Origin of the sequence: Streptomyces sp. NPDC047971 (assembly GCF_040653355.1) — a bacterium.
Classification (GTDB): Bacteria; Actinomycetota; Actinomycetes; order Streptomycetales; family Streptomycetaceae; genus Streptomyces.
Window position 1 is genome coordinate 77675 of the sequence record NZ_JBEZNW010000002.1, and the last position, 25565, is coordinate 103239.

Below are 25565 nucleotides of genomic sequence, written 5' to 3' on the forward strand. Positions count from 1 at the left end.
CGGGGGTGGTCGGTCGTGGGCCCGGCACGCCGGTGCGGCGGCGGGCCGTCGTGATCCCGGCACGGCGGTCCGGAGGCAGGTCGGCGTGGTCCCCGCACGCCGGTGCCCGGCCCGGCGGCAGCCCGTGCGCCGGAGGGCCCGGTGGGCGAACCGTGGGCTCAGCCGGGGCTGCCGGACCCGGGCGTCTCGCGGCCCGTCTTGCGCAGGGCCTGGGGGAGGCCCGCGCGGTCGGTGCCCAGCTTGCGGTAGACCGAGGACAGCAGCTGCGTCACGGTGGCCGCGTCGGCCTCCAGGGCGGCCACCGCGTCCTCGCCACGGACGGTGATCTGGGCGGCGGCGTGCTCACGCGCGGTGAGCGTGTCCGTGCCGGCCGGGTGGAGGGTGCGGGGCTGCAGACCGGCGGCGGTGAGCTCGGCGCGGGCTTCCTGTCCCAGGCCGTCCGCGCCGCAGGTCTGCGCGGCCTCCAGACCTCGGTAGAGGTACTCCGCGGCCTCGTCCGTGCGGCCGGTGCGGCGCAGAGCCGCGCCGAGGGCGACGAGGGAGCGCGCCAGCTCGTACGCCGCGGGCGACCGCTCCAGCCAGTCGACGGACTCCTCCAGGAGCTTCACCCGCTCGTCCCCGCCCGTGACCTCCGCGGTCACCCGCAGCGCCTGGCCGATCGCGGACGGCGCGCCGTACTGGCGGGCTCGGGCGACCGCCTCCAGCGCGGTTCCCCGGGCCCGCTCGGGGGTCTCGCACGCCTCGGCGAGGGCGAGGTGGAGCTGCCAGGGGCACCAGGCGGGGTTGCGCATCCCGCGCGGGTCGAGGCGGCGGCCGACCGCGGACAGCTCCGCGGCCGCCTCCTCGGTGCGCCCCCTCGCCAGGAGCAGTTCGGCGTGGACGGTCTGGGAGTCGGGGAAGGTGACGGCGGCGGGGAACGGCTCGCCGAAGTCGTGCGTACGGGCGATCCGGTCGGCCTCCTCGACCCGTCCGCGGGCGAGCAGCACCTCGATCATGACGCCGACCGCGTACCACTGGGCGGGGGTGCGGGGGCCGACGCGCTCGGCGAGGCGCAGCCCCGCGCGGACGAAGTCCTCGGCCTCGACGAGGCGGCCGCGCCGGTAGCGGATGTAGCCGAGGAGGGTGTACGCGAAGGAGAGGTGGGCCCCGCGCCAGCCCTGGCGCTCGAACTCGGCGGTGCCGGCCGCGAAGAGCTCCTCCGCGCGCCCGGGCCGGTCGGCGTAGAGGAAGGTCAGCGCCACCAGGACCGGGACCTCGAAGCCACGGCTCTCGTCCGCCCAGCTCAGGCCGCCCTCCAGCGCGCGCTCGGCGTGTCCGACGGCGACCGCGGAGGGTTCGGCGCGCAGGGTGGCGTCCCAGGCGCGCAGTCCGATGACGTACCGCTCGGTGAGGTCACGGCCGGTGAGCCGGTCGGCGAGCCGGGAGAGCCGGCGGGAGCGGGCGGGCGAGTCGGGCTCGTCGGCGCGGAAGGCGTCCCACATGAACTTCTCCGCCTGCATGCGCAGGCGGCTGCGGGCGTCGGTGGTGAGGCGGGACTCGCGGCCGAGGAGTTCGGAGGCCTCGACGAGCCGGTCGCTGTGGGCGAGGACCTGGGAGAGCCGGTAGACGATGCCGTGGCGCAGGGCCGGGTCGGAGATCGGCTCCGCCAGGGCGGCCCGCAGGTGGTTGACGGTGGTGGCGGGCTCGGTGAGCAGGGAGGCGCTGCCGAGCTCGAAGAGGACGGCGGCGCGGTCGTCGTCGGCGGGTGGTTCGCGCAGGGCGCGGGCGAGGAAGCGGCGGGCCGCGTCGGGGGCGCCGGCGCGCAGGTTCTCGTAGGCGGCGGCGCGGAGCTGTTCGACGACCCAGGGGTCGCCCTCGGGGTGGGTCTCCAGGAGGTGCCGGGCGGCGGCGCCGGCGCCGAGGCCCGCGTCGATGACGCACCAGGCGGCCTGCCCGTGCAGCGCGACGCGGGTGGCCGGGGGGATCGCCTTGTAGACGGCGGTGGCGATCAGCGGGTGGACGAATTCGAGGGTCTCGGTTCCGGCGAGGATGCGGGCGTCGCGCAGCCGCTCGGCGCAGTCGGCGACGGCCTCTCCGCCGAGTCCGGCGACCGCGCCGGCGAGCTGCGGGGAGATCTCGGTGCCGAGGACGGCGCAGGCCCAGGCGAGGCGGACGGTGGCGGTGCCGAGCCGTTCGAGGCGGGCGGCGAGTCCGCTGCCCTTCGCGGCGGCGGCGAGGTCACGGAGTTCGTGGGCGCCCTCCGCGGTGGGTTCGAGGCCGCGGTCGCGGACCTTGGCGGCGAGTTCGACCGCTTCGAAGGGGTTGCCGGACGTGACGGCCCAGCACTCCCGGCAGAAGGTGTCGTCGGCGTGGGCGCCGACCCGGTCGCGCACCAGGCGGGCGATGGCGGACGAGGTGAGCGGTTCGAGTCCGAGGGGACGCTGGCCCGAGCGCCGGCCGGTGAACTCCTCTCCGGTGTCCGGGAGTTCGTCGGGACGGTAGGCGACGACGAGGAGCATCGGCAGCTCTTCGGAGCGGGGCGCGAAGGCGGAGAGCCAGCCGAGGGACTCGGGGTCGGCCCAGTGGGCGTCGTCGAGGACGACGACGAGCGGCGCGCGTCGGACGGCGAGGTGGGTCAGCACCCAGTCGAGTCCGTCGCGCAGCCCCTGCGGGTCGGGAGGCGACCCCTCACCCGCGGTGCACAGGCCGAGGGCGGGGCCGACGATGTCGTACCAACTGCCCAGCTGCGTGCGGAGTTCGGTGTCGGACGAGGCGGCGAGCTGGGGCTGGAGCAGCTGCCGGGCGACATGGAACGCGACCTGCTGTTCCTGGTCCCCGCCGCGGGCGGAGAGGACGGCGCAGCCCTTGGCGGCGGCGCGCCGCCGGATCTCGGCGAGCAGCGTGGTCTTGCCGAGCCCGGCGGGTGCGGCGTAGGTCAGTACGCCTCCGCGCGGGGCGCGGACTCCCCGCGGGTGGGAGGCCCCGGCGCCCTGGCCCGCCGACTGCCCGGGGGCGTCCTGGTCGGCGTGCTCCGTCCCCGCGTCGGGCCGTGCCGGAGGCGCCGCCCCGCCGGGGGCGTCCCGGTCCTCGTGCTCCTTCGGGGGCCGCGGGACCGCCGGGTGCCCGAAGGCGCTCGGGTGCCCGCGCTGCGGCCCTTCGGCCGGGCCCGTCAGAAGGCGCAGCCGGTGGCCCTCCGGTGCCACCCGCTCCGCGGCTTCGCGCGGGAGCGGGAAGCGCTCGGCCGACGCGGGCGTCGTCGGCCACGGGTCGTCGCCGCCGAGACCCGTCAGCAGGTTCAGCGCCTCCTCCGCCGCGGCGAGTTCGGCATCGCGCTCGAAGAGTCCGAACCCACGGCGGCCCGCTCTGTCGCTCCGTACTGTCACGTTCCACCCCCACGCCGGGGGCGCACACCCGGCGCGCGGATGAGTGCGGCCGGGCCGAGGCCCCGCGAAGATCCCAGCGTACGCCCGTGAGCGCCCCCTGTGACGGTTAGACGGAAGACCGGGTGGCGCGCGTCGCGAGCCGGTTGAGGACGGTCAACGCCTCCTCGGCGCGGGCGTGTTCGACGAAGAGGTGGTCGTGGTGGAATCCGGCCACGACGTTGCAGCTCAGCCCGGCCTCGGCGAGTGCGCGGGCGACGGCGGCGGTGAGTCCGACGGCGTCGAGGGCGGAGTGGACCCGCAGCGTGATCCAGCCGGCGACGTAGTCGTACGCGAAGGAGGCCGCGTCGGCCTCCTCCTGGCGCACGACGAGGGTGAGCCCCTCGCGCTCGGCGATGGTGGCCACCGGGACGACACCCGCCGGAGCGGGGCCGTCCACGGTGACGAAGACGTAGCGGCCGGGGTTCAGTTCGGGCCGCATCCCGGCGACGAGCCGGGTCAGATCACGCTCTGCACTCATGATCACCACCCTAGGGCGGGCGGGACCACCGGCAGGGCCGGCGGCACGTCAGGTCAGGTCGAACTCACCTTCGCGTGCGTTGACCACGAACGCCCGCCACTCGGCCGGAGTGAAGATCAGTGACGGCGCCTCGGGCCGCCCGCCGTTGCGCATCGCGATGAAGCCCTCCACGAAGGCGATCTGGACGTCTCCCGCTCCCTGGCTGCTCGACCGCCAGTCGGCTCCGCTGAGGTCGAGTTCCGGCTTGTCCCAGCCCGCGAAGGCGTGCTGGGTGGTGGTGCTCTCCGCCACGTCCGTGCTCCTCCCGCATCACGCGACATCGTCGTCCGAGGGCTCAGGGTAGCGAGCGGCACCGGGTGCCGACAGACCTCAGACCGCCGGTGGCCGGTCCCCCACGAGCCACATCGAGAAGAACTGCGCGCCCCCTCCGTAGGCGTGTCCGAGCGCCCTGCGCGCCCCGTCCACCTGGTGTTCCCCGGCCTGCCCGCGCACCTGGAGCGCGGCCTCCGCGAAGCGGATCATCCCGGAGGCGCCGATGGGGTTGGTGGAGAGCACTCCGCCCGAGGGGTTCACCGGCAGGTCGCCGTCGAGTTCGGTGACTCCGGCCTCGGTGAGCTTCCAGCCCTCGCCCTCCTCGGCGAAGCCCAGGTTCTCCAGCCACATCGGCTCGTACCAGGAGAACGGGACGTACATCTCGACGGCGTCGATCTCCCGGCGCGGGTCGGTGATCCCCGCCTGTCGGTAGACGTCGGCGGCGCAGTCCTTGCCGGCCTGCGGCGAGACGAAGTCCTTGCCGGCGAAGAGCGTGGGCTCGCTGCGCATCGCGCCCCCGTGCACCCACGCGGGCGGGCGGGGCGCACGCGCGGCACCCGCCCTGTCGGTGAGGACCATCGCGCAGGCGCCGTCGGAGGACGGGCAGGTCTCCGAGTAGCGGATCGGGTCCCACAGCATCGGTGACGCCTGGACCTTCTCCAGCGTGATGTCGTGCTCGTGGAGGTGGGCGTACGGGTTCTTCAGCGCGTTGCGCCGGTCCTTGTACGCGACGAGGGAGCCGACCGTGTCGGGGGCCCCGGTGCGCCGCATGTAGGCGCGGACGTGCGGGGCGAAGAAGCCGCCCGCCCCGGCGAGCAGCGGCTGCTGGAACGGGACCGGCAGGGACAGGCCCCACATGGCGTTCGATTCGGACTGTTTCTCGAAGGCGAGGGTGAGGACGGTCCCGTGGACGCGGGCGGCCACCAGGTTGGCGGCGACGAGCGCGGTGGATCCGCCGACGGAACCGGCGGTGTGGACGCGGAGCATGGGTTTGCCGGCCGCGCCGAGCGCGTCGGCGAGGTACAGCTCCGGCATCATCACGCCCTCGAAGAAGTCCGGGGCCTTGCCGATGACGACGGCGTCGATGTCCGCCCAGGTCAGTTCGGCGTCCGCGAGAGCGCGTTGGGCGGCCTCGCGGACGAGTCCGGCGATGGAGACGTCGTGCCGGGCGGCGACGTGCTTGGTCTGGCCGATCCCGACGACGGCGACTGGCTCCTTAGGCACGGTGCTCCCCTTCCAGGACGGCGACCAGGTTCTGTTGCAGGCAGGGGCCGGAGGTGGCGTGGGCGAGGGCGCGGTCGGAGGCGCCCCGGTGGATGCGGGCGGCTGCCTCGCCGAGCCGGATGAGGCCGGCGGCCATCATCGGGTTGGCGGCGAGCGCTCCGCCGGACGGGTTGACCCTCACCCTGTCGTCGAGGTCGAGGGCTCGGCGGAGCACGACCTCCTGGGAGGTGAACGGCGCGTGCAGTTCCGCGGTGTCGACCGGCCGCTCGAAGGCGCCCGCGCGTTCGGCGGCGAGCCGGGTGGAGGGCGAGTCGGTGAGGTCCCGCACCCCGAGGGCGTGGGGTTCGATCCGGTGGTCCATGCCGCGGATCCAGGCGGGCCGCTCGCACAGCTCCCGGGCCTTGTCCCCGACGGCGAGGACGACGGCGGCCGCGCCGTCCCCGACGGGCGGGCAGTCGCCGGTGCGCAGCGGACCGACGACGTACTCGCCCTGGGGCCGGGCGCCGGGCAGCTGGGCGTGCGGGTTGGCGCTCGCGTCCTCGCGGCTGCGGGCGGCGATGGAGGCCAGGGCGGGCTCGTCCGTGTGGCCCGCGTCGATGAGGGCCCGCGCCTGGAGCGCGGCGAGGGCGACGGAGTCGGGCCAGAGCGGGGCGAGGTAGTAGGGGTCCAGCTGCCGGGTGAGGACGTCGCGCACGGAGCCGGGCGAGGACTTGCCGTAGGAGTAGACGAGCGCGGTGTCGGCCTCCCCGGTCAGCAGTTTCACCCAGGCTTCGTAGAGCGCCCAGGCGCCGTCCATCTCGACGTGGGACTCGGAGATCGGGGGCCAGGCACCGACGCCGTCGAGGGCCATGGTGAAGGAGAAGGCGCGCCCGGCGAGGTAGTCGGAGGAGCCGGAGCAGGTGAAGCCGATGTCGGAGGTCTTCAGGCCGGTCTGCCGCAGCACCTCGTGGAGGACGGGCATGACCATCTCGACCTCGGAGAACTCGTCCGTGGTCCGGAGGTGGTCGGTCTGGGCGAAGGCGACGATCGCCACCTCTCGGTCCGGCGTCACAGCAGCTCCTTGTAGGTGTCGTAGTCGGCGTCGGGTTCGCCGCAGGGCCGGTAGTGGTCGGGGTAGCGGCCGTCCTCGCTCCAGACGGGTTCCACGCGCAGCCCCATGCGGACCTGGTCGTAGGGGATGCCGCCGATACGGCCGTGCAGGGCGAGCCCGGCGCCGTCGAGGGCGATGTGGGCGTAGACGTACGGCACTTCGATGTCGAGGTTCTTGGCCTTGATGTTGACGATGCAGAAGGTGGTCACGGTGCCGCGCGGCCCGACCTCGACCTGCTCGGTGGTGGCGACGCCGCAGGTGGGGCACGCTCCCCGGGGCGGCACGTAGACCTTCGCGCAGGACGGGCAGCGCTCTCCGACGGTCCGGTTCTCGGCGAGCGCCTGGAGATAGCGCGTCTGCGCGCGGCCGGGGCTGTACGTGTAGTCGAGCCGGGCGGCCGCGACGATGCCGGTCACGGGGTCGGCGAAGGTGCCGTCGTGGTCGCGCGCGGGGGTGCCGTCGTCGCTGCTCCCGGACGGTTCGAAGCAGGCGATGTCGGTGATGGCGCCGCTCCGTTCGGCGGCCCAGCGGACGCGTACCCGCATCCCGGTGCGGACGGCTTCGGGTCCGGGCGCGTCGAGGGCGTGCAGCAGGGCGGTGTCGGCGCCGTCGAGCCGGACGAGGACCCAGGCGAAGGGCGTCGTCAGCGGTTGCCCGCGGCGCGGTTCGGGGTTCCAGGCCCAGGTGGTGACGGTGCCGGTGACGCCGACCTCGACGAGTTCGCGGAGTTCGGCGGCGGTCTCGGGGTCGTACTCGACGGGCGGCACGAGGACGCGCCCGCCCTCGGTCCGCACCCCGAGCACGGTCCGCTCGCGCAGCCCGGTCAGGAACGCGGACTGCACGGGCCCGAGGGACCGGGTGAAGGGGAACTCGACGACGAGCGGTGCGCGCAGGGTGTCCGGCGCGGGGGCGGAGGTCATGGGCGGGCGGTCTCCTTCGGAGGTCGGGTGCGGAACGGGCGGAGCCCTGCGGGCGGGCCCGGGACGGGTCGGCGCCCCGGGGCCGGGTGGCGCGGGGCCGTCACTCCCGGCGGTACACCGGCTTCCGCTTCTCCGCGAAGGCGCGCGCCCCCTCCTTCGCGTCGGCCGTCGCGAAGATCGGCCAGCCGCGTTTCAGTTCGGCCGCCAGCCCGTCCGTCTCGGTCATCTCGGCGGTCTCGTAGACGGACGCCTTCACCGCCTCGACGGCGAGCGGCCCGCAGGCGTTGATCTGTTCGGCGACGGCGAGGGCCGCGTCCAGCGTCGTGCCGTCGGGGACGACGCGGCCGACGAGTCCGATGCGGGCGGCCTCCTCGGCGGTGTACGGGCGCCCGGTCAGCAGCATTTCGAGCGCGTGCGTCCGGGCGATCTGGCGGGGCAGGCGGACGGTCGACCCGCCGATCGGGAAGAGTCCGCGCTTCACCTCGAAGAGCCCGAACGTGGCGGAGGAGCCCGCGATCCTGATGTCGGTGCCCTGGAGGATCTCGGTGCCACCGGCGACGCAGTAGCCCTCGACGGCGGCGATCACCGGCTTGCGCGGACGGTGGTGGCGCAGCATCGCCTTCCAGTGCAGATCGGGGTCCGCTGTCATGCGGTCCCGGTACTGCTCCCCCTCCATGCCCTTGCCGGCCAGGGCCTTGAGGTCCATCCCGGCGCAGAAGGAACCGCCCGCCCCGGTCAGGACGACGGAGCGGATCGTGTCGTCGGCATCGGCCTCCAGCCAGCCGTCGTAGAGCCCGACCAGCATGGGCAGCGAGAGCGCGTTCTTCGCCTCCGGCCGGTTGAGTGTGAGCACGAGCGTGGCGCCTTCGCGCTGCACGGTGAGGTGTTCGGTCCCACCCATGGACGTCCTCCCGTCTCCAGACCTGGAACAGGTTGCAGGAGGTGCGCGTCCAGTTCAATAGTTTTCTGACACTCAGTCAGATTCTTCTGCGCACCCCCTTCCCACCGTCGCCCGTCGGCGCTCTAATGACCGCCTCGGCCGGTGCAGGCCAGGACGACCAGCGGAGTCAGGAGGAACGGTGGAGTACAACCTTGCCGACCTGTTCGAGTCGGTCGTCGACGTGGTCCCGGACCGCGAGGCGCTCGTGTACGTCGACCACCCGGGCACCGGGGCCGAACGCCGGCTCACGTACGCCGAGCTGGACGCCGCCGCCAACCGCCTCGCCCACCATCTGATCGACTCCGGCATCCGGCCGGGGGAGCATCTCGGCCTGCACCTGTACAACGGCGTCGAGTACCTGCAGACCGTCCTGGCCTGCCTGAAGGCACGGATCGTGCCGGTCAACGTGAACTACCGCTACGTGGAGGAGGAGCTGGTCTACCTCTACCGGGACGCCGACCTGGCGGCACTCGTCTTCGACGCCGAGTTCACCGAACGGGTCGCGGCCGCGCTGCCGCGGACGGAGAAGCTGCGGCACCTCGTGCGGGTGGGGACCCCGCCCGAGGGCGCACCACCGCTGGACTGCGTGGCGTACCCGGCGGCGGAGGCGGCCGGCTCACCCGGGCGCGGCTTCGGACCGCGCTCGGCCGACGACCTCTTCATCATCTACACCGGCGGGACGACGGGGATGCCGAAGGGCGTCATGTGGCGCCAGGAGGACCTCTTCTTCGCCGGGCTCTTCGGCGGCGACCCGGCGGGCGAGCCCGTCAAACGGCCCGACGAGCTGGCGGAGCGGGTCGCGGCCGGCGGCGCGGGGATCACCTTCTTCCCCGCTCCCCCGCTGATGCACGGGACCTCGACGCTGACCTCGTTCATCGCCTTCAACTACGGGCAGCGGGTGGTGATCCACCGCAAGTACGTGCCCGAGGAGGTGCTCCGCACGATCGAGAAGGAGAAGGTCTCCAGCGTGTCGCTGGTCGGCGATGCCATGCTGAGGCCGCTGATCGACGCGCTCCACGGCCCGCTCAGGGGGACGGACCTCTCCTCCCTCTTCAGCATCTCCTCCTCCGGGGCGATCATGTCGGAGACGGTACGGGAACAGCTGCAGGCGCTCGTGCCGAACGTGCTTCTGCTGAACAACTTCGGCTCGTCCGAGTCCGGCTCCAACGGCAAGGCGACCGACGACTCGGGTCCGGAGAAGGGTTTCCGGCTGGAGGTCAACGAGCGGACGCGGGTGGTGGACCCGGCGACGTACGCCGAGGTCGCGGTCGGCGAGGTGGGACGCCTGGCCCAGCGGGGCCATGTACCGCTCGGCTACTACAACGACCCGGCGAAGACGGCCGAGACCTTCTTCCAGAAGGGCGAGGAACGCTGGGTGCTCCTCGGCGACATGGCGACCGTCGACGAGGACGGCATCGTCACCGTCCTCGGGCGCGGCTCCCAGTGCATCAACACCGGTGGGGAGAAGGTCTATCCGGAGGAGGTCGAGCAGGCGCTCAAGTCTCATCCGGACGTGTACGACGCACTGGTCGCCGGAGTCCCGGACCCGACGTGGGGCAACCATGTGGCGGCCGTGGTCCAGCTACGCGCCGGGGCGCCCGTCCTCGATCTGGAGACGGTCCAGACCCACTGCCGGACCCGGCTCGCCGGCTACAAGATCCCCCGCCAGCTGGTGATCACCGACCACATCGAGCGCTCCCCGAGCGGCAAGGCGGACTACCGCTGGGCCCGCACGGTGGCGGCGGCCGAGGACGCGGGGGCCTAGGGCGGGCCGGACGGCCGGACTGCTCGGGGCTGCCGTGGCTCGGGTAGGCGCCGGGCCGCCGCCACGCAACCGGGTGCGGTCAGATCCCGAACTCCCGGATCGCGGCGAGGAATTCGGCGGGACGGGCCGCGTGGATCTCGTGGCCCGCGTCGATGGTGACGAGTCGGCCGTCCGGGATCCGGTCCGCCATCGAGGACAGCCGCTCCCGCGCGAGGGGGGAGCCCTCGCCGCCCGCCAGGATCAGGGTCGGGGACGTGAGCGCGGTGAGGCCCTCGCGCCAGGCGGGGTCCGGTGCGTTCAGCTGGGCGTCGGTGGCGAGCACGACGTCCCAGTCAAGCCCGAGGGGTCCCGCGGGTCGCGGGGCGCGGCCGCGGGGCGGGTCGAGCGGGAGGAAGACGGGCGCCTCCTCCAGGACGAGCCGGCCGATCATGCCCGGTTCCTCCATCGCGAGAAGGCAGGCCGCGCCGCCTCCCATCGAGTGCGCGATCACATCGGCGCCGACGAGGTCCAGCTCCTTCAGGAACCCGCGCAGGTCGTCACGGAACACGTCGAACCCGTAGGGTCCCGTCCAGTCGCTCAGGCCGTGCCCCCGCAGGTCGACGGCGTACACGCGTCGGTCGGCGGCCAGTTCCTCCGCGATCCGCCCCCAGTCGGTGCCGTTCCCGCCCCGGCCGTGGACCAGGACCACGGGCGCGGCGTCGGCCTCGCCCCACACCCGGTACGCGAGCGCGACCCCGTCCACGGTCACCGTACGGACCTCGGGGTCGAGGAACGCGGCGAGCGGACGGAGGAAGGCGCCCGCGTCGTCCACCCACGGGAAGTGCCCCGCGCCGCGCTGGATCGCGAGCCGAGCGTGCGGGAAGAGCGCGGCGAGTTCGGCCGCCCGAGCGGGGGACGGCCCTCCGTCGTACTCCCCGGCCAGAACGAGCACGGGGGCGGTGACGGCGGTCAGCGCCGCCCGGGTCCTCTCCGGGTCGAAGGCGCCGGGCGCGTAGTACGCCGCCGCGGCCTCCCAGTGCGCCTGGTCGGTGACGGCGGCCGCGTGGGCCCGGGCCGCCTCGTCCCAGCGTCCGTAGACGAAGGGGGAGACGAGCTCCATGATCCGCGCCACGGGGGTGTCGGGGCCGATCGTCGCCAGCGCGGCCCGCGCCTCCGCGTACCACGGCTGGTCCGCGAACACCTCGCCGGCCTCGTTCCACTCCTCGTCCGTGATCTCGATCCCCACGGCCTGCGTGCCCGGGGTGACCAGGACGAGGGAGCGCACCCGCTCCGGATGCGCCGCCGCGTACAGCGTGGCCAGGTTTCCGGACGCCGAGTGGCCCAGCAGGTCGATCCGTTCCAGACCGAGGTGGCTCCGCAGCGCCTCCACGTCGGCCACCTGTCGGTCGCAGCGGTACGAAGCGGGGTCCGCGGGCTCCGCGCTGGCGCCTGTGCCACGCGGGTCGAGCACGATGAGGCGGCGGTGGGCGGCGAGGCCGCCGAGGTCGCCGAGGTAGGCGGCGTCGCGCATGGGGCCGCCGGGCAGGCAGACGAGCGTCTCGCCCTCCCCGCGCACGTCATAGGCGAGTTCGGTTCCGTCGTACGTCGTGAAGGTGGGCATGTTCCCGATGGTCCGCGGAGCCGGATGATCTTCGCAAGCAATTTCGCGGACGGCGCGATACGGTGGGATTTCCCCACCCTCCACGAAGGAACAGCTCACCCATGCCCGAGACCCTCCGAGGCGACTGCGCCAACTGCTTCGGGCTGTGCTGTGTCGCCCTCCCGTTCGCGAAGTCCGCGGACTTCGCGGTGAACAAGGCGTCCGGCGAGCCCTGCCGGAACCTCCGGGAGGACTTCCGCTGCGGCATCCATACCGAGCTGCGGCCGAGCGGCTTCTCGGGCTGCACCGTCTACGACTGCTTCGGTGCCGGCCAGAAGGTCTCGCAGGTCACCTTCGGCGGGGTGTCCTGGCGCGAGGCCCCGGCGAGCGCGCGGCGGATGTACGAGGTGTTCCCCGTGATGCGCCAGCTGCACGAGCTGCTGCGCTATCTCACCGAGGCACTGGCCCTTCCGGCGGCCCGCCCTCTCCACGGCGAGCTGCGCCGGGCATCGGCCCGGGTGGAGGCGCTGACGGAGGGCTCGGCGGAGGAGCTGGAGAAGCTGGACGTGGGCCCCGTCCGGGCCGAGGTCAACCCGCTCCTGCTGAAGACCAGCGCGCTGGTCCGCGCCACGGCCGGCGGCAGGAGCAAGAGCCGCAGGGGCGCCGACCTGATCGGCGCCCGGCTGCGCGGGGCGAGGCTGCGGGGCGCCGACCTGCGCGGGGCGCTGCTGATCGCCGCCGATCTGACGGGCGCGGATCTGTCCCTCACCGACCTGATCGGCGCCGACCTGCGCGACGCCGATCTCTCCGGTGCGGACCTCACCGGTGCGCTGTTCCTGACCCAGCCCCAGCTCAACGCGGCGCGCGGCGACACCTCGACCCGGCTGCCGGCCGGCTTCGAGCGCCCCGGCCACTGGGCGGCCCGCTAGGGAGTCGGCGACGCGGACCCGGTGGTCGCCCGCCGGGGCCGGCCCCTCGTCGGTGGTGGCGTCCTCACGCGGGCTGCGCGGACTCCCCGGCCGATGCGCCCTCGGGAACGTACACGTACGGCGTGGTCGTGGTCAGCGCGGCGAAGCCGAGGCGCTGGAGGATCGGGCGGCTGGTGTCGGCCGCGTCGACCTGGACGAAGCGGTGACCGCGCTCGACGGCGATCCGGGTCCGGAAGGCGACCAGGGCCCGGTAGAGGCCCCTGCCGCGCCAGGACTCGACCGTGCCGCCGCCCCACAGGCCCGCGAAGTCCGTGCCGGGGTACAGCTCCAGCCGTGCGGCGCTCACCGGCTCGTCGCCCGCCAGCGCGACGACGGCGGCGACGCTGTCGGGGGTCACCGCCAGCTGGTCGAGGAGCTGTCGGCCGATGCGGGAGCTGTCGCCGCCGAAGGCCCGGTCGTGGACCTCGGTCACCATCCTCACCCCGGCCGCGTCGGTGACCTCGACCAGTTCGACGCCTTCGGGCAGTGCGACGGCCGTGGGGAGCGCGGCCGCCTCGGCGACCATCAGCGTCTCCTGGTCCTCGGCGGTGAACCCGGCGGCGAGAAGCCGCTCCGGGAGGTCGGCCGGCCGGTCGTGCCCGTACACCTTCCACTCGAAGGTCCGGCCCGACGTGGTGAAGTGACGGACCTGTGATGCGATGACGGCGTCGGCGTCGCTCTCCTCCAGGCCGGACCACAGCACGGCGTTCCAGGCATGCGCCGGACCCGTCAGACGGACGACGGACCCGTCCCGCTCCACCCGTGAGCCGGGCCCGTCCGGGCGGGCACCCACCCTCATCTGCCGGTCGTACAGGGCGCGTATCGCTTCGAGGTCCATGCCGACACTCCAGCACCGGCCGTCGGAGCGCGGCAAGCGGAAATCCGCGCTCCCCCGCGTCGGAGGTGAGGTCCTGGTGGTGGTCGCGAGGTGGAGCGCGGCACCGGAGCCGAGGCGGAGCCGGCGTATCTCCTCCGAGGTGCCGGGGTCGCGGCGGGCGCCGTCCGAGCGGTCATCGCACGGCGGACGCCTCCCGGCCGTGATCCCAGAACTGCGCGAGGGCACCCTCCTGGTACGGCGCGGGACTGACGCTCAGCTCCCCCGCGAAGGGCCGGTCGAGCACGACGACCAGCAGGAGGCTGAAGCCGATGAGCGCCGCCACGGACCCGACGAAGAGCAGCTGCATGCGCCGGCTGCGCATGCCGTAGAGGAAGGTGAGGGGGATGATGACGAGTGCGCCACCGACGGCGAGGACCTGCAGGAGCGGGGGCAGTTGCTGCCCGGCCATCGTCAGCCGGGCCCGGCGCTGCCCGGCCACCTCGTCGAGCTTGGAGGCGGCCTGCGCGTAGAACACCTTCTGCGACTCCGTGACGGGTTCGTACGCCTGCAGGGCGTCGTACAGCGCTTCGAGCTTGGTTCCGGTGACGGAGTAGTCGGCCGCCCCCTCCCGCATGAGCGGCCACTGGACCTCGACGACGGTGTGCACATAGCCGTCCGCCGCCGCGTTCACCCTGGCCCGGTCGGCGGGCGGGAACACACGGGCGTCCCTGACGATGAGCGCGACGCCGGTCGCCTCCTCCGCGACGACGTTCTGGGTGTTCTCCATCTGGGTCCACAGCGTGACGATCACGAAGGCGAGGATGATGCCGTAGATCGCGCCGAACATCCCGAGGACGACACCCACCATGTCGTTGTGCTCGCCGCCGGCGAGCCCGGGATACCTGCGACGCAGCAGCACGCTCCCGGCGAGTGCCGCGAGGACGGTGCCGCCGACGATCACGAGGGCGAGGGTGAGGGTGTCGAGGTGGTTGAGCAGCCAGAGAGTCACGGTCACCGAACGTAGCGGCACGGTCACCGGATCAGAAAATCGGCGTCGCCCCCTTGCCATGGGCGGGGTCCGGCCGGATTTACTGATCTCGAACGGATCGACCGAATGATCGGTAGTCCGATTTCGGATGGTCAGGGCGTGCGGACGGGAGTGGGCGGCACATGACGGATCTGCGGGACAGCGGCGAACGGCTCGGACGCGCGGAGCTGGAGGCGCTCCAGCTGGAGCGCCTGCGGGCCACGCTGCGCCACGCGTACGAGAACGTGGCCTTCTACCGTCAGTCCTTCGACAAGGCGGGCATCCACCCCGACGACTGCCGTTCGCTCACCGACCTCGCCCGCTTCCCCTTCACCGCCAAGACGGATCTGCGGGACAACTACCCCTTCGGCATGTTCGCCGTCGACCAGTCCGAGGTACGGCGCATCCACGCGTCGAGCGGCACCACCGGCCGGCCGACCGTGGTGGGCTACACCGAACGCGACCTGGACACCTGGGCCGACGTGGTCGCCCGCTCGCTGCGCGCGGCGGGCGCCCGGCCGGGCCACAAGGTCCACGTGGCGTACGGCTACGGCCTCTTCACCGGCGGACTCGGCGCCCACTACGGCGCGGAGCGGCTCGGCTGCACGGTCATCCCCGCCTCCGGGGGCATGACGGCCCGCCAGGTCCAGCTGATCCAGGACTTCAGGCCCGAGGTCATCATGGTGACGCCCTCGTACATGCTCACGCTGCTCGACGAGTTCGAGCGCCAGGGCATCGACCCGCGGGCCACCTCGCTCAAGGTCGGCGTGTTCGGCGCGGAACCGTGGACGGAGGCGATGCGGCGGGAGATCGAGGAGCGGTTCGCCCTCGACGCCGTCGACATATACGGCCTCTCGGAGGTGATGGGGCCGGGCGTGGCGCAGGAGTGCGTGGAGACGAAGGACGGCCTGCACATCTGGGAGGACCACTTCTACCCCGAGATCGTGGACCCGTTCACGGGCGAGGTGCTGCCGGACGGCGAGGAGGGCGAGCTGGTCTTCACCTCGCTCACCAAGGAGGCCATGCCGGTCGTCCGCTACCGCACGAGGGACCTGACCCGGCTGCTGCCGGGCACGGCTCGGGCCTTCCGGCGGATGGAGAAGGTCACGGGCCGCAGTGACGACATGGTGATCCTGCGCGGGGTGAACCTCTTCCCCACCCAGATCGAGGAGATCGTGCTGCGCACACCCGCGGTCGCCCCTCACTTCCAGCTGAAGCTCACCCGGGAGGGACGGCTTGACGCGTTGACGGTACGGGCCGAGGCGCGGCCGGACGCCACCCCCGACCAGCGCGCGGAGGCGGCCCGGGCGATCACGCAGGCGGTCAAGGACGGGATCGGGGTCTCGGTCGGGGTCGAGGTGGTCGACCCCGAGACGCTGGAGCGTTCCGTGGGCAAGATCAAGCGGATCGTGGACCTGCGCGGCGGGCACTGAGCGGGAGCCCGCGAGCCCGGCCCGATCGACGAGGCATCCCCTGGGCTGTGTCCGGAATTCCTCGCCCGGCCCGCGACCGCGGGCGGACGGCGATCCTTCCGGACCCTTCCTAGGACGCGGCGAAGCGGTCGCGCAGCTCCCGCTTGAGGATCTTCCCGCTGGCGTTGCGCGGCAGCTCGTCCACGAACAGCACCTTCTTGGGGGCCTTGAAGTGGGCGAGCTTCTCGCGTGCGTGGGCGAGGAGTTCCGCCTCGGTGACCGCGGCCCTGGCGACGACGACGGCGGTGACCGCCTCGATCCAGCGCTCGTCGGGCAGGCCCACGACCGCCACCTCGGCGACGCCGGGATGGGTGTAGAGGGCGTCCTCGACCTGGCGGGAGGCGACCAGCACTCCCCCGGAGTTGATGACGTCCTTCACGCGGTCCACGACCGTGTAGTACCCCTCGGCATCACGCACCGCGAGGTCGCCGGAGCGGAACCACTCCCCGCGGAACGCCTCCTCGGTCTCGTCGTGCTTCTCCCAGTAGCCGTCGCACAACTGCGGCGAGCGGTAGACGATCTCGCCGGGAGTGCCGTCGGGGACGTCCGCTCCGTCCTCGTCGACGACCCTGGCCTCCACGAAGCGGACCGGCTTCCCGCAGGATTCCATCCGGCCCTCGTGCTCGTCGGGACCGAGGACGGTGGCGAGCGGGCCGATCTCGCTCTGCCCGAAGCAGTTGTAGAAGCGCAGCGCGGGCAGCCGGCCGCGCAGCCGTTCCAGGACGGGCACCGGCATGATCGAGGCGCCGTAGTACGCCTTGCGCAGCCGGGAGAGGTCGCGGCCGGCGAACTCGGGGTGGTTGGAGAGCCCGATCCACACGGTCGGCGGCGCGAAGAGACTGTCGGCGCGGCCCGCCTCGATCAGGTCGAAGAGGACCTGGGGATCTGGCCCGTCGACGATGGTGTTCTCGGCCCCCACGGCCAGGTACGGCAGCAGGAACACATGCATCTGCGCCGAGTGGTAGAGCGGCAGCGAGTGGACCGGCTTGTCGTCCTCGTGCAGGTCGAGCGCCTCGATGGCGCTGGCGTACTCGTGGACCAGGGCGCGGTGGGACATCCGGGCGCCCTTGGGCAGCGCCGTCGTCCCGGAGGTGTAGAGCAGCTGGACGTGGTCGCGGGCGTCGCGCTCGGTGTCGTACGTGTCCGGCTCGGCGAGCGCCGTGAGGAAGGAGTCCTCGGTGTCCCGCAGCGCCCGTACGGTCAGGTCCGCCGGGACGCGCTCGGCGAGTGCGGGGTCGGCGAGGACGAGGGAACTGCCCGACTGGCGCAGGATGTAGTCGAGGTCCTCGCCCGTCAGGTGGTGGTTGACCGGGACGTGGATCAGGTTCGCGCGGGAACAGGCGAGGAACGCGATCAGGTAGGCGTCGGAGTTGTGGGCGTACGTGGCGACGCGGGACCGCTCCGCCAGCCCGTACCGCTCCCGCAGCACGGCGGCCGCGGTCGTCACGGCCGCGTCCAGCTCCGCGTAGGTCCAGGAGCGGTCGCCGTACCGTACGGCGATCCGGTCGGGGGTGCGCTCCGCGCTCATGCGCAGGACGCCGTCGACGGTCCGGGTGAGGAGTCGTTCCATGGCTGGATCCTCGGCGGGGCCGCGGGGCGGGTCAAGTACCGGAACGCGCCGCATCCGTGGACTCACGCCGGTGGAGCGCACGACCTCACGGGCTGAACGAGAGGAAGACGAACGCGGCGAAGATCGAGAGGTGCACGCCGCCCTGGAGGAGCGTCGCTCGTCCGGGTACCACGGTCAGGGCGCTCACGACGGCGGTCAGCACGAGCAGGACCATGTGGACCGCCCCGACCCCCAGGACCAGGGGCCCGGACAGCCAGATCGAGGCGAGCGCGATCGCCGGGATCGTCAGGCCGATGCTGGCGATCGCGGAGCCGTAGGCGAGGTTGAGGCTGGTCTGCATCCGGTCCCGGCGCGCGGCGCGCACGGCGGCCAGCGTCTCGGGGAGCAGCACCATCAGGGCGATGATCACGCCGACGACCGCCTTGGGCAGCCCGGCCGACTCGACGCCGTCCTCGATGGTCGGCGAGATGATCTTGGCGAGGCCCACCACCGCGACGAGCGCCAGGAGGAGCAGGGCGAGGCTCGCCACGGTCTCCCGGACGCTCGGCGGGTCGGCGTGGTCCTCCTCGGACTCGTGACCGGGGCGGGCGACGGGGAGGAAGTAGTCGCGGTGCCGGAAGGTCTGGACGGCGACGAACACGCCGTACAGACAGAGCGAGGCGACGGCGGCGAAGGCCAGCTGCGCACCGGAGAACTCCGGGCCCGGGTGACTGGTCGTGAAGGTCGGGAGGACCAGGGTCATCGTCGCGAGGGTGCAGACGGTGGCGAGAGCGCCGCCGGAGCCCTCGGCGTTGAAGACGGCGACCCGGTTGCGCAGGGCGCCCACGAGGAGGGAGAGGCCGACGATGCCGTTGCAGGTGATCATGACGGCGGCGAAGACGGTGTCGCGGGCGTACGTGGAGGTCTTCTCTCCGCCGCCCGCCATCAGGGTGACGATCAGTCCGACCTCGATGATGGTGACGGCGACGGCGAGGACGAGTGAGCCGAAGGGCTCACCGACGCGGTGGGCGACGACCTCGGCGTGATGGACGGCGGCGAGGACGGCGGCGAACAGACAGACCGCGATGAGCCCGACGACGAAGCCGGGCAGGCCGCGTCCCCACGTCAACCCGAGGACCACGGCCGCAAGGACCGGTCCCCAGGTCGTCCACTGCCGTGTCAGTCCCGCGCTCGAACTCATGCCCTGCATCCTGCCATATGGGAGAGATGCACCGACTTGCGCCCTATGCTCCGTGCCGCCCGGGACCCGGTGCCGATCGACGGGCGGGCCGCGACGGGGACGTCAGCCGAGTGGACGCCCGTCGAGCCGCGGGAAGCTGTCGCCGAACACCCATGGGCTCGTGCTGTCGATGAAGTCGTGGGGGAAGCCGCGCGTGAACTCCGTCGCCGCCTCCAGCCGCTCGCAGACCTCTTCCGGCAGCGTCACGTCGAGTGCGCCGAGGTTGTCCTTGAGCTGGTCGGCCGAGCGCACGCCGACGATCGGGAGCACGGCCCGGGACCGCCGGCGGACCCAGGCGAGCGCGACCTGCGAGGGTGTGACTCCCAGCTCGTCGGCGGCGTCCTGCACCGCGCGCGCCACGGCGAGGTCCCGCTCGGAGAGCGAGTCGGCGGAGTACCGCGAGGTGGCGTCCGGGCCGCCCGGGCGGGTGTACTTGCCGGACAGGACGCCGCCGGCGAGCGGACTCCAGGCGGTGACGCTCATGCCGAACGCCTCGGCCATCGGCAGCAGCTCCCGCTCGATGTCACGCTGGAGCAGGCTGTACGGCACCTGAAGGCCCGCGAAGGGCTGCCAGCCGCGCCACTCCGCCAGCGTGTTGGCGCGGGAGACGACCCAGGCGGGTGCGTCGGAGATGCCGACGTAGAGCACCTTCCCGGAACGCACGGCGGCGTCGAGGGCGCTCATCGTCTCCTCGATCGGCGTGTGCCGGTCCCAGATGTGGACCCAGTAGACGTCGATGTAGTCGGTGCGCAGCCGCTTGAGGCTGGTCTCCAGCGAGAGGACCAGGTTCTTGCGGTGGTTGCCACCGGCGTTGGGATCGGTGGCGTCGCGGGTCACGGTGTACTTGGTGGCCAGGACGAAGCGGTCGCGGCGCCCGGCGAGCACCTCGCCGAGAATCGACTCGCTCTCGCCGCCGCGGTAGTTGACCGCGGTGTCGATGGCGTTGCCGCCGGCGTCCGCGTACAGATCGACGATCCGGCGGGACTCCTCGGGTGAGACGCCGCTCCCGCCCTCCTCCCCGAAGGTCATCGCACCCAGCATCAGTTCGGAGACGCGCAGGCCGGTACGGCCGAAGAGTCGATAGCGCACAGCGGGAACACGCCTTCCGGGACGGGGCTCACGACTCTTCGACCCTACGTGACACGGGCGGGAAACGGTCTAGAGCGGCCGCTCGTGGCCCTCCCAGTACGGTTCGCGCAGTCGGCGCTTGTACAGCTTGCCGTTGGGGTCGCGGGGCATCGTGGTGATGAAGTCGACCGACTTGGGGCGCTTGTAGCCGGCGAGGCGCTCCTCGCAGTGCGCGAGGATGTCCGCGGCGAGCGCTTCGCCCGGCTCGTGCCCCTCGGCCGCCTCGACGACGGCCTTGACCTGCTCGCCCCAGTCGGCATGGGGGATGCCGAAGGCCGCGGCGTCGGCGACCGCGGGGTGGGTGAGGAGCGCCGACTCGATCTCGGCGGGGTAGATGTTGACCCCGCCCGAGATGATCATGTCGATCTTGCGGTCGCGGAGGAAGAGATAGCCGTCCTCGTCGAGGAGGCCCAGGTCTCCGACGGTGAAGAAGTCGCCGATGCGGTTCTTCGCGGTCTTGGCCTCGTCCTTGTGGTACGAGAAGCCACCGGTGCTCATCTTCATGTAGACGGTGCCGAGTTCACCGGGCGGGAGGCGATTGCCGTCGTCGTCGAAGACGGCGAGCTCGCTGATGGGCCACGCCTTGCCGACGGTGCCGGGCTTCTTCAGCCAGTCCTCGGCGGTGGCGAAGGCGCCGCCGCCCTCGCTCGCCGCGTAGTACTCCTCCACGCAGCTCCCCCACCAGTCGATCATCGCCCGCTTGACGTGGTCGGGGCAGGGGGCCGCGCCGTGGATGGCGTGGCGCATGGAGGAGACGTCGTACCGGCTCCGCACCTCCTCCGGCAGCGCGAGCAGCCGGTGGAACTGGGTGGGGACCATGTGGGTGTGGGTGCAGTCGTGGGCGTCGATGAGGCGCAGCATCTCCTCGGGGGTCCACTTGTCCATGAGGACGAGCGGGTGGCCGATGTGCAGCGCGGCGCCGGCGAACTGCAGGACGGCCGTGTGGTAGAGCGGCGAGCAGACGAGGTGGACGTTTCCGTCGAAGGGCCTGATCCCGAAGATGCCGAGGAAGCCGCCGAGGTACGTCTCCTCGGGGAGCTTGCCGGGCAGCGGTCGACGAATGCCGCGGGGGCGTCCGGTGGTGCCCGAGGTGTAGTTCATGACCCAGCCGAGGGTGCGGTTCCCGGGGGCCGACTCCGGTTGTCCCGCGAGCAGTTCGGCGTACGGGCGGAAGCCCGGCACGGATCCCACGGCGTAGCGGTGGGTGGCGGGGAGCTCCGCCTCGTCGGCGGCGGACGTTGCCGCGGGCCCGAACCGCTCGTGGGCGACGAGCACCTTGGCACCGGAGTCCGCGACGATCCAGGCGATCTCGGGCCCGACGAGATGGTGGTTGACGGGGACGAGGTAGAACCCGGCCTGGGAGGCGGCGAGATAGGCGGTGAGGAACTCGACCCCGTTGGGCAGGACGACGGCGAAGGCGTCACCATGCTCCAGGCCGGCCGCGCGCAGTCCGTGGACCAGCCGGTTCACCTCGGCGTGGAGCCGTGCGGCGGTCCACTCCTCGCCGTCGGGCGCGACGAGGACCGTACGGGAGGGGTCGGCGGCGGCCTGGGACCAGAATCCGTTGGGTGGCTGGCTCATCACTCGCTCCGTCCGGCGATGCGGTTGACGCGGTCGATGGCCTTCTCGAACCCGCTGGTGAGCTCGTCGAAGACCTGTTGCACGCTGCGCTCGGAGTTCATCCGGCCGACGATCTGTCCGACGGGGGTGCCGAGCAGCGGCTCGACCTCGTACTTCTGGATGCGCGAGACGGCCTCGGCGACCAGCAGCCCTTGCAGGGGCATGGGAAGGGTGCCGGGTCCGTCCGGGTCTTCCCAGGCGTCGGTCCACTCGGTGCGCAGCTGACGGGCGGGCTTTCCGGTCAGCGCGCGGGAGCGGACGGTGTCGCCCGAGCCCGCGGCGAGGAGCTTCGCGGTCAGGGCCCGGGAGTGCATGTCGGCCTCGGTGGTGGTGAGCCAGAGCGAGCCGAGCCAGACTCCCTGGGCGCCGAGCGCGAGCCCGGCGGCGATCTGTTCGCCGCTGCCGATGCCGCCCGCGGCGAGGACGGGCAGCGGGGAGACCGCGTCGACGACCTCGGGGGTGAGGACCATGGAGGCGATCTCCCCGGTGTGGCCGCCGGCCTCGTACCCCTGGGCGACGACGATGTCGATGCCGGCCTCGGCGTGGTGGCGGGCGTGCCGGGCGCTGCCGGCGAGTGCCGCGACGAGGACGTCGTGGTCGTGGGCGCGCCGGACGACGTCGACGGGCGGCGAGCCGAGGGCGTTGGCGAGGAGCTTGATGGGGTAGTCGAAGGCGACGTCGAGCTGGTTGCGGGCGACCTGCTCCATCCAGCCGGTGATGCGCCAGCCGGACGCCTCGCCCTCGGCGAGTTCGGGCACACCGTGTTTGGCGAGGGTGGCGCGGACGAACTCCCGGTGGCCTTCCGGGATCATCGCCTCGACGTCCGCCTCGCTCACCCCCTCGACCTTCTTCGCGGGCATGACGACGTCGAGGCCGTAGGGCAGGCCGTCGGTGTGCTCCTGCATCCAGTCGAGATCGCGGGCGAGGTCGTCGGGGGCGGTGTAGCGCACCGCGCCGAGGACACCGAATCCGCCGGCTCTGGTGATGGCGGCGGCCACCGCGGGGAAGGGCGTGAAGCCGAAGATGGCGTGCTCGATCCCCAGCTTTTGGCTCAGCTCCGTCTTCATGGGCGGCAGGATGCCGCAGCGGAACGGCCGAGGGAAGAGATTTTCTGATGCAGTGTCAGATTCTTTGCCCCGTCGCACGCTTCCTTGACCCACCCCCACCCCGGTAAGAAAGTTTCAGTCGTTGCGCGTGTGGCCGAAGGATTCTTTCAGCGCTGTGGGAGAGGGTAGGGATGACGGAGGAATCGGCAGGTGTTCCGGCAGGGAACGCGGAGGGCCGGGGACTCAGCCGCCGGGCGTTCGGCGGCGGGCTTCTCGCTCTGGGAGGTGCGGTGATGGTCGGCTCGATCCCGGGGGCGGCCGCGGCCGCCGCGCCCCGCGGCGGGCGGACGACCCTGCGGCACGGGTCCGCAGAGCGGGCCGGGCTGCTGCCCGCGCACCTCGACCGGCTGGTCACCGACGCCGAGGCGTTCCTCGGGCCCTCCCCGAAGCACCCGTGGTACGCGGGTGCGGTGCTGCTGGCCGGACGGGGCGGCACGGTCGCCCTGCACCGGCCGATCGGGGCGGCGGTGCGGTACGCGGGATACGACGAGACCACGGACAGCGGGATCGAGCTGCCCGAGGAGCGGCGGATCGCGATGGCACGGGACACGGTCTTCGACCTGGCGTCCGTGTCGAAGCTCTTCACCTCGATCCTGGCGGTGCAGCAGATCGAACGCGGGGCCCTGGCGCTGGAGGCGAAGGTCACCGCGTACCTGCCGGAGTTCGGAGGCGGCGGGAAGCAGGACGTCACGGTCCGTCAGCTGCTCACGCACACCTCCGGGTTCCGCGCCTGGATCCCGTTGTACAAGGAGCCGACGAGGGAGGGAAAGCTCCGGCTGCTGTGGAACGAGACCCTGCCGAACCCGCCCGGCACCAGGTACCTCTACTCCGATCTGAATCTGATCTCCCTTCAGCTGATCCTGGAGGAGATCACCGGTCACCCTCTGGACGCCCTGCTCCGAGACGAGATCACCGCTCCGCTCGGGATGCACCGCACGCGATTCAATCCCCCGCTCTCCTGGAAGCCGAAGATCGCGGCGACGGAGGACTCCCGGCTCCCCTGGTCCGGCCTCGACCGGGGCATGGTCTGGGGGGAGGTCCACGACGAGAACGCGTACAGCCTCGGCGGGGTCGCCGGCCACGCCGGGGTCTTCTCCTGCGCCTGGGACCTCGCCGTGCTCGCCCGGACGCTCCTCAACGGCGGGGCGTACGGCCACGCCCGGATCCTCTCCCCCGAGTCCGTGGAGCTGATGTTCACCGACTTCAACGCGGCCTTCCCCGGCGACGAACACGGCCTCGGCTTCGAGCTCCACCAGCACTGGTACATGGGCGCGATGGCCACCCCGCGCACAGCGGGCCACACCGGATTCACCGGGACCAGCCTGGTCCTGGACCCGACGACCGACGCGTTCCTCGTCGTCCTCGGCAACTCCGTCCACCCCGTCCGCACCTGGCGCTCCGGATCCGCTCCCCGCGTCGCCGCGGCCGACAACCTCGCCCGCGCGGTCCCGGTCCGTCCGGCACGCGGCCGGACCTGCTGGTTCTCGGGGATGGCGAGCGCGACGACGGCCACGCTCACGCTGCCGCCGCTCAGCGGTGCGGTCCGCCTGGAGTGCGCCCTGTGGTGGGACACCGAACCGGGCGCGGACGCCGCCTTCCTGGAAGCCTCGACCGACGGCGGCTCGACCTGGGCGCCGCTGCCGTTCACCACCGTACGGAAGGGACAGGAACCGCGCGAGCGTCCGACGGGGTCGGTGAGCGGCTGGTCCGGGCGCCTCTGGCACGAGGCGGCCGCCGACCTGACGGTCCGGAGCGCCGCCTCCCTGTGCCTGCGGTGGCGGTACACCACGGACCGGCTCTACGTCGGGCGCGGGGTGTACGTGGACGGACTGCGGGTCCTGGACGCCTCCGGACGCCCGGTGTTCGAGGAGGCGCGGCCCGCGGACGGGTCCCGGATCGAGGCGGTCGGGTGGACGAGGTCGGCGGACTGACCCGGCGACGGCGTCCCTACCCGCCCGCCGGCTCCCGCTCCGCCCGCGAGAGGAAGTCCTCCACCACGTGGCGGTAGTGGTCCGGCTCCTCGACGGAGGCCATGTGGGCGCTCTTCTCGAAGAGCGCCCACTCGGCGCCCGCGATGCCCTCCGCCACGGGGCGGACGACCTCGGGGGTCACCATGTCATGGCGGCCGGAGGTGACCAGAACGGGCAGGTCGATCTCCCCCAGCCGGTCGGTGACGCTCCAGTCCCTCAGGCTGCCGGTGATGTTCCATTCCGGACCCCAGAGCGCCGCGTTCACGTCCTCCCGCATGGTGAGGACGGAGCGGACCAGGTGTTCGGGCCAGGGATCCAGCCGGCAGAGCCAGCGTTGGTAGAAGGACATCGTGACGCCCAGATAGGCGTCGTCGTCGGTCGTCCCCTCCGCTTCGCACCGGTCGATGACCTCGCGGTCCGCCGCGGGCAGGGAGTCCTTCAGCCGTCGTGTCCCGGCGGCGTACGAGGGGGCGTCGGCGATGACGCCCGCGAGGACGAGACCGGCCACGCCGGACGGCTTGCCGAGCATGTACGCGAGCGCCAGCTGGGCGCCCCAGGAGTGGCCGAGCAGATGGAGCCGGTCGAGCCCGAGCCCTTCGCGCACCGCGTCGATCTCCGCCACGAAGGTCTCCAGCGTCCACAGGGCCGGGTCCTCCGCCCGGTCCGACCTGCCGCAGCCGAGCTGGTCGTAGAAGACGACGGCACGCCCGTCGTCCTCGGCGAGCGCCGCGAGATCCTCCAGGTAGTCGTGCGGCAGGCCGGGCCCGCCGTGCACCACGAGGAGCGGCAGCTTCCCGTCGGGAGCGGGCAGCCTGCCGGCGACCCGGTACCAGGTGTGGAAGCCGCGGAACGGCACGGTGCCTTCGGTGACTGCCATGGCGCCTCCCGGGAGATCCGGCATTCCCTCCCATGATGGACAGCCCCCTCGCAGCGGCGCCACGCGATGGTCCGCGCCGGGC

20 protein-coding genes are annotated in these 25565 nt (G+C 72.6%); 4 read left to right on the top strand and 16 right to left on the bottom strand.

Annotation, left to right across the window (positions count from 1 at the left end):
- Positions 1-158 precede the first annotated feature (158 nt).
- The 7 genes from AB0D99_RS02950 to AB0D99_RS02980 form a co-directional block, all read right to left on the bottom strand.
- The gene (locus tag AB0D99_RS02950; protein ID WP_362356205.1) at positions 159-3362 is read right to left on the bottom strand and encodes an AAA family ATPase; all 3204 of its coding nucleotides are present in this window, start codon (positions 3360-3362) and stop codon (positions 159-161) included.
- A gap of 106 nt (positions 3363-3468) precedes the next feature.
- A complete protein-coding gene (locus AB0D99_RS02955) occupies positions 3469-3879 on the bottom strand; it encodes an ACT domain-containing protein (RefSeq protein ID WP_362356207.1) in 411 nt (136 codons plus the stop codon).
- Between the two features lie 48 nt (positions 3880-3927).
- Positions 3928-4170 carry a DUF397 domain-containing protein gene (locus AB0D99_RS02960; RefSeq protein ID WP_362356209.1) on the bottom strand — a complete coding sequence of 81 codons (243 nt, stop codon included), beginning with the start codon at positions 4168-4170 and terminating at the stop codon, positions 3928-3930.
- 78 nt (positions 4171-4248) lie between these two features.
- A complete protein-coding gene (locus tag AB0D99_RS02965) occupies positions 4249-5415 on the bottom strand; it encodes a thiolase domain-containing protein (protein ID WP_362356211.1) in 1167 nt (388 codons plus the stop codon).
- Positions 5408-6466, bottom strand: a complete 1059-nt coding sequence (locus AB0D99_RS02970) for a thiolase domain-containing protein (protein ID WP_362356213.1) — start codon at positions 6464-6466, stop codon at positions 5408-5410. The genes AB0D99_RS02965 and AB0D99_RS02970 overlap by 8 nt, the downstream gene beginning before the upstream one ends.
- A complete protein-coding gene (locus AB0D99_RS02975; protein ID WP_362356215.1) occupies positions 6463-7425 on the bottom strand; it encodes an OB-fold domain-containing protein in 963 nt (320 codons plus the stop codon). Before AB0D99_RS02975 ends, AB0D99_RS02970 begins: the two co-directional genes overlap by 4 nt.
- A gap of 100 nt (positions 7426-7525) precedes the next feature.
- A complete protein-coding gene (locus tag AB0D99_RS02980; RefSeq protein ID WP_362356217.1) occupies positions 7526-8326 on the bottom strand; it encodes a crotonase/enoyl-CoA hydratase family protein in 801 nt (266 codons plus the stop codon).
- Between the two features lie 178 nt (positions 8327-8504).
- Here AB0D99_RS02980 and AB0D99_RS02985 point away from each other — a divergent pair, with 178 nt between their 5' ends.
- Entirely contained in the window at positions 8505-10130 is a 1626-nt protein-coding gene (locus tag AB0D99_RS02985) for an acyl-CoA synthetase (RefSeq protein WP_362356219.1), read from the top strand.
- Between the two features lie 79 nt (positions 10131-10209).
- On the opposite strand, the gene AB0D99_RS02990 is transcribed toward AB0D99_RS02985, so the two are convergent.
- On the bottom strand, positions 10210-11730 hold the full coding sequence (locus AB0D99_RS02990) for an alpha/beta fold hydrolase (RefSeq protein ID WP_362356221.1): 1521 nt from the start codon (positions 11728-11730) through the stop codon (positions 10210-10212).
- 101 nt (positions 11731-11831) lie between these two features.
- On the opposite strand from AB0D99_RS02990, the gene AB0D99_RS02995 reads away from it, so the two are divergent.
- Entirely contained in the window at positions 11832-12638 is an 807-nt protein-coding gene (locus AB0D99_RS02995; RefSeq protein ID WP_362356223.1) for a pentapeptide repeat-containing protein, read from the top strand.
- Positions 12639-12702: 64 nt separating this feature from the next.
- Here the strand turns inward: AB0D99_RS02995 and AB0D99_RS03000 are convergent, their stop codons facing one another.
- Both AB0D99_RS03000 and AB0D99_RS03005 read right to left on the bottom strand, forming a co-directional pair.
- Positions 12703-13515 (bottom strand): GNAT family N-acetyltransferase, encoded by an 813-nt coding sequence (locus tag AB0D99_RS03000; RefSeq protein WP_362356225.1) that lies wholly within the window; start codon positions 13513-13515, stop codon positions 12703-12705.
- 172 nt (positions 13516-13687) lie between these two features.
- Positions 13688-14503 carry a DUF4239 domain-containing protein gene (locus AB0D99_RS03005; RefSeq protein WP_362356227.1) on the bottom strand — a complete coding sequence of 272 codons (816 nt, stop codon included), beginning with the start codon at positions 14501-14503 and terminating at the stop codon, positions 13688-13690.
- 161 nt (positions 14504-14664) lie between these two features.
- Between AB0D99_RS03005 and paaK the strand changes: the two genes are divergently transcribed.
- Positions 14665-15954 carry a phenylacetate--CoA ligase PaaK gene (gene paaK, locus AB0D99_RS03010; RefSeq protein ID WP_362356229.1) on the top strand — a complete coding sequence of 430 codons (1290 nt, stop codon included), beginning with the start codon at positions 14665-14667 and terminating at the stop codon, positions 15952-15954.
- A 109-nt stretch (positions 15955-16063) separates the two neighbouring features.
- Here the strand turns inward: paaK and AB0D99_RS03015 are convergent, their stop codons facing one another.
- From AB0D99_RS03015 to AB0D99_RS03035, 5 genes are all read right to left on the bottom strand, one after another.
- Positions 16064-17563 (bottom strand): fatty acyl-CoA synthetase, encoded by a 1500-nt coding sequence (locus AB0D99_RS03015; RefSeq protein ID WP_362356231.1) that lies wholly within the window; start codon positions 17561-17563, stop codon positions 16064-16066.
- Between the two features lie 85 nt (positions 17564-17648).
- Complete coding sequence (locus AB0D99_RS03020; protein ID WP_362356233.1) at positions 17649-18743, bottom strand: ionic transporter y4hA; 1095 nt, start codon at positions 18741-18743, stop codon at positions 17649-17651.
- Positions 18744-18845: 102 nt separating this feature from the next.
- Positions 18846-19871, bottom strand: a complete 1026-nt coding sequence (locus AB0D99_RS03025; RefSeq protein WP_362356235.1) for an aldo/keto reductase — start codon at positions 19869-19871, stop codon at positions 18846-18848.
- Between the two features lie 69 nt (positions 19872-19940).
- Positions 19941-21491, bottom strand: coding sequence for an acyl-CoA synthetase (locus AB0D99_RS03030; protein WP_362356237.1), 1551 nt, complete (start codon positions 21489-21491; stop codon positions 19941-19943).
- A complete protein-coding gene (locus AB0D99_RS03035) occupies positions 21491-22597 on the bottom strand; it encodes a nitronate monooxygenase family protein (protein WP_362356239.1) in 1107 nt (368 codons plus the stop codon). The genes AB0D99_RS03030 and AB0D99_RS03035 overlap by 1 nt, the downstream gene beginning before the upstream one ends.
- Before the next feature lie 170 nt (positions 22598-22767).
- On the opposite strand from AB0D99_RS03035, the gene AB0D99_RS03040 reads away from it, so the two are divergent.
- A complete protein-coding gene (locus tag AB0D99_RS03040; RefSeq protein ID WP_362356241.1) occupies positions 22768-24567 on the top strand; it encodes a serine hydrolase in 1800 nt (599 codons plus the stop codon).
- Positions 24568-24583: 16 nt separating this feature from the next.
- On the opposite strand, the gene AB0D99_RS03045 is transcribed toward AB0D99_RS03040, so the two are convergent.
- Positions 24584-25483: a proline iminopeptidase-family hydrolase gene (locus AB0D99_RS03045; RefSeq protein WP_362356243.1), complete on the bottom strand. Its 900-nt coding sequence runs from the start codon at positions 25481-25483 to the stop codon at positions 24584-24586.
- Positions 25484-25565: the final 82 nt, after the last annotated feature.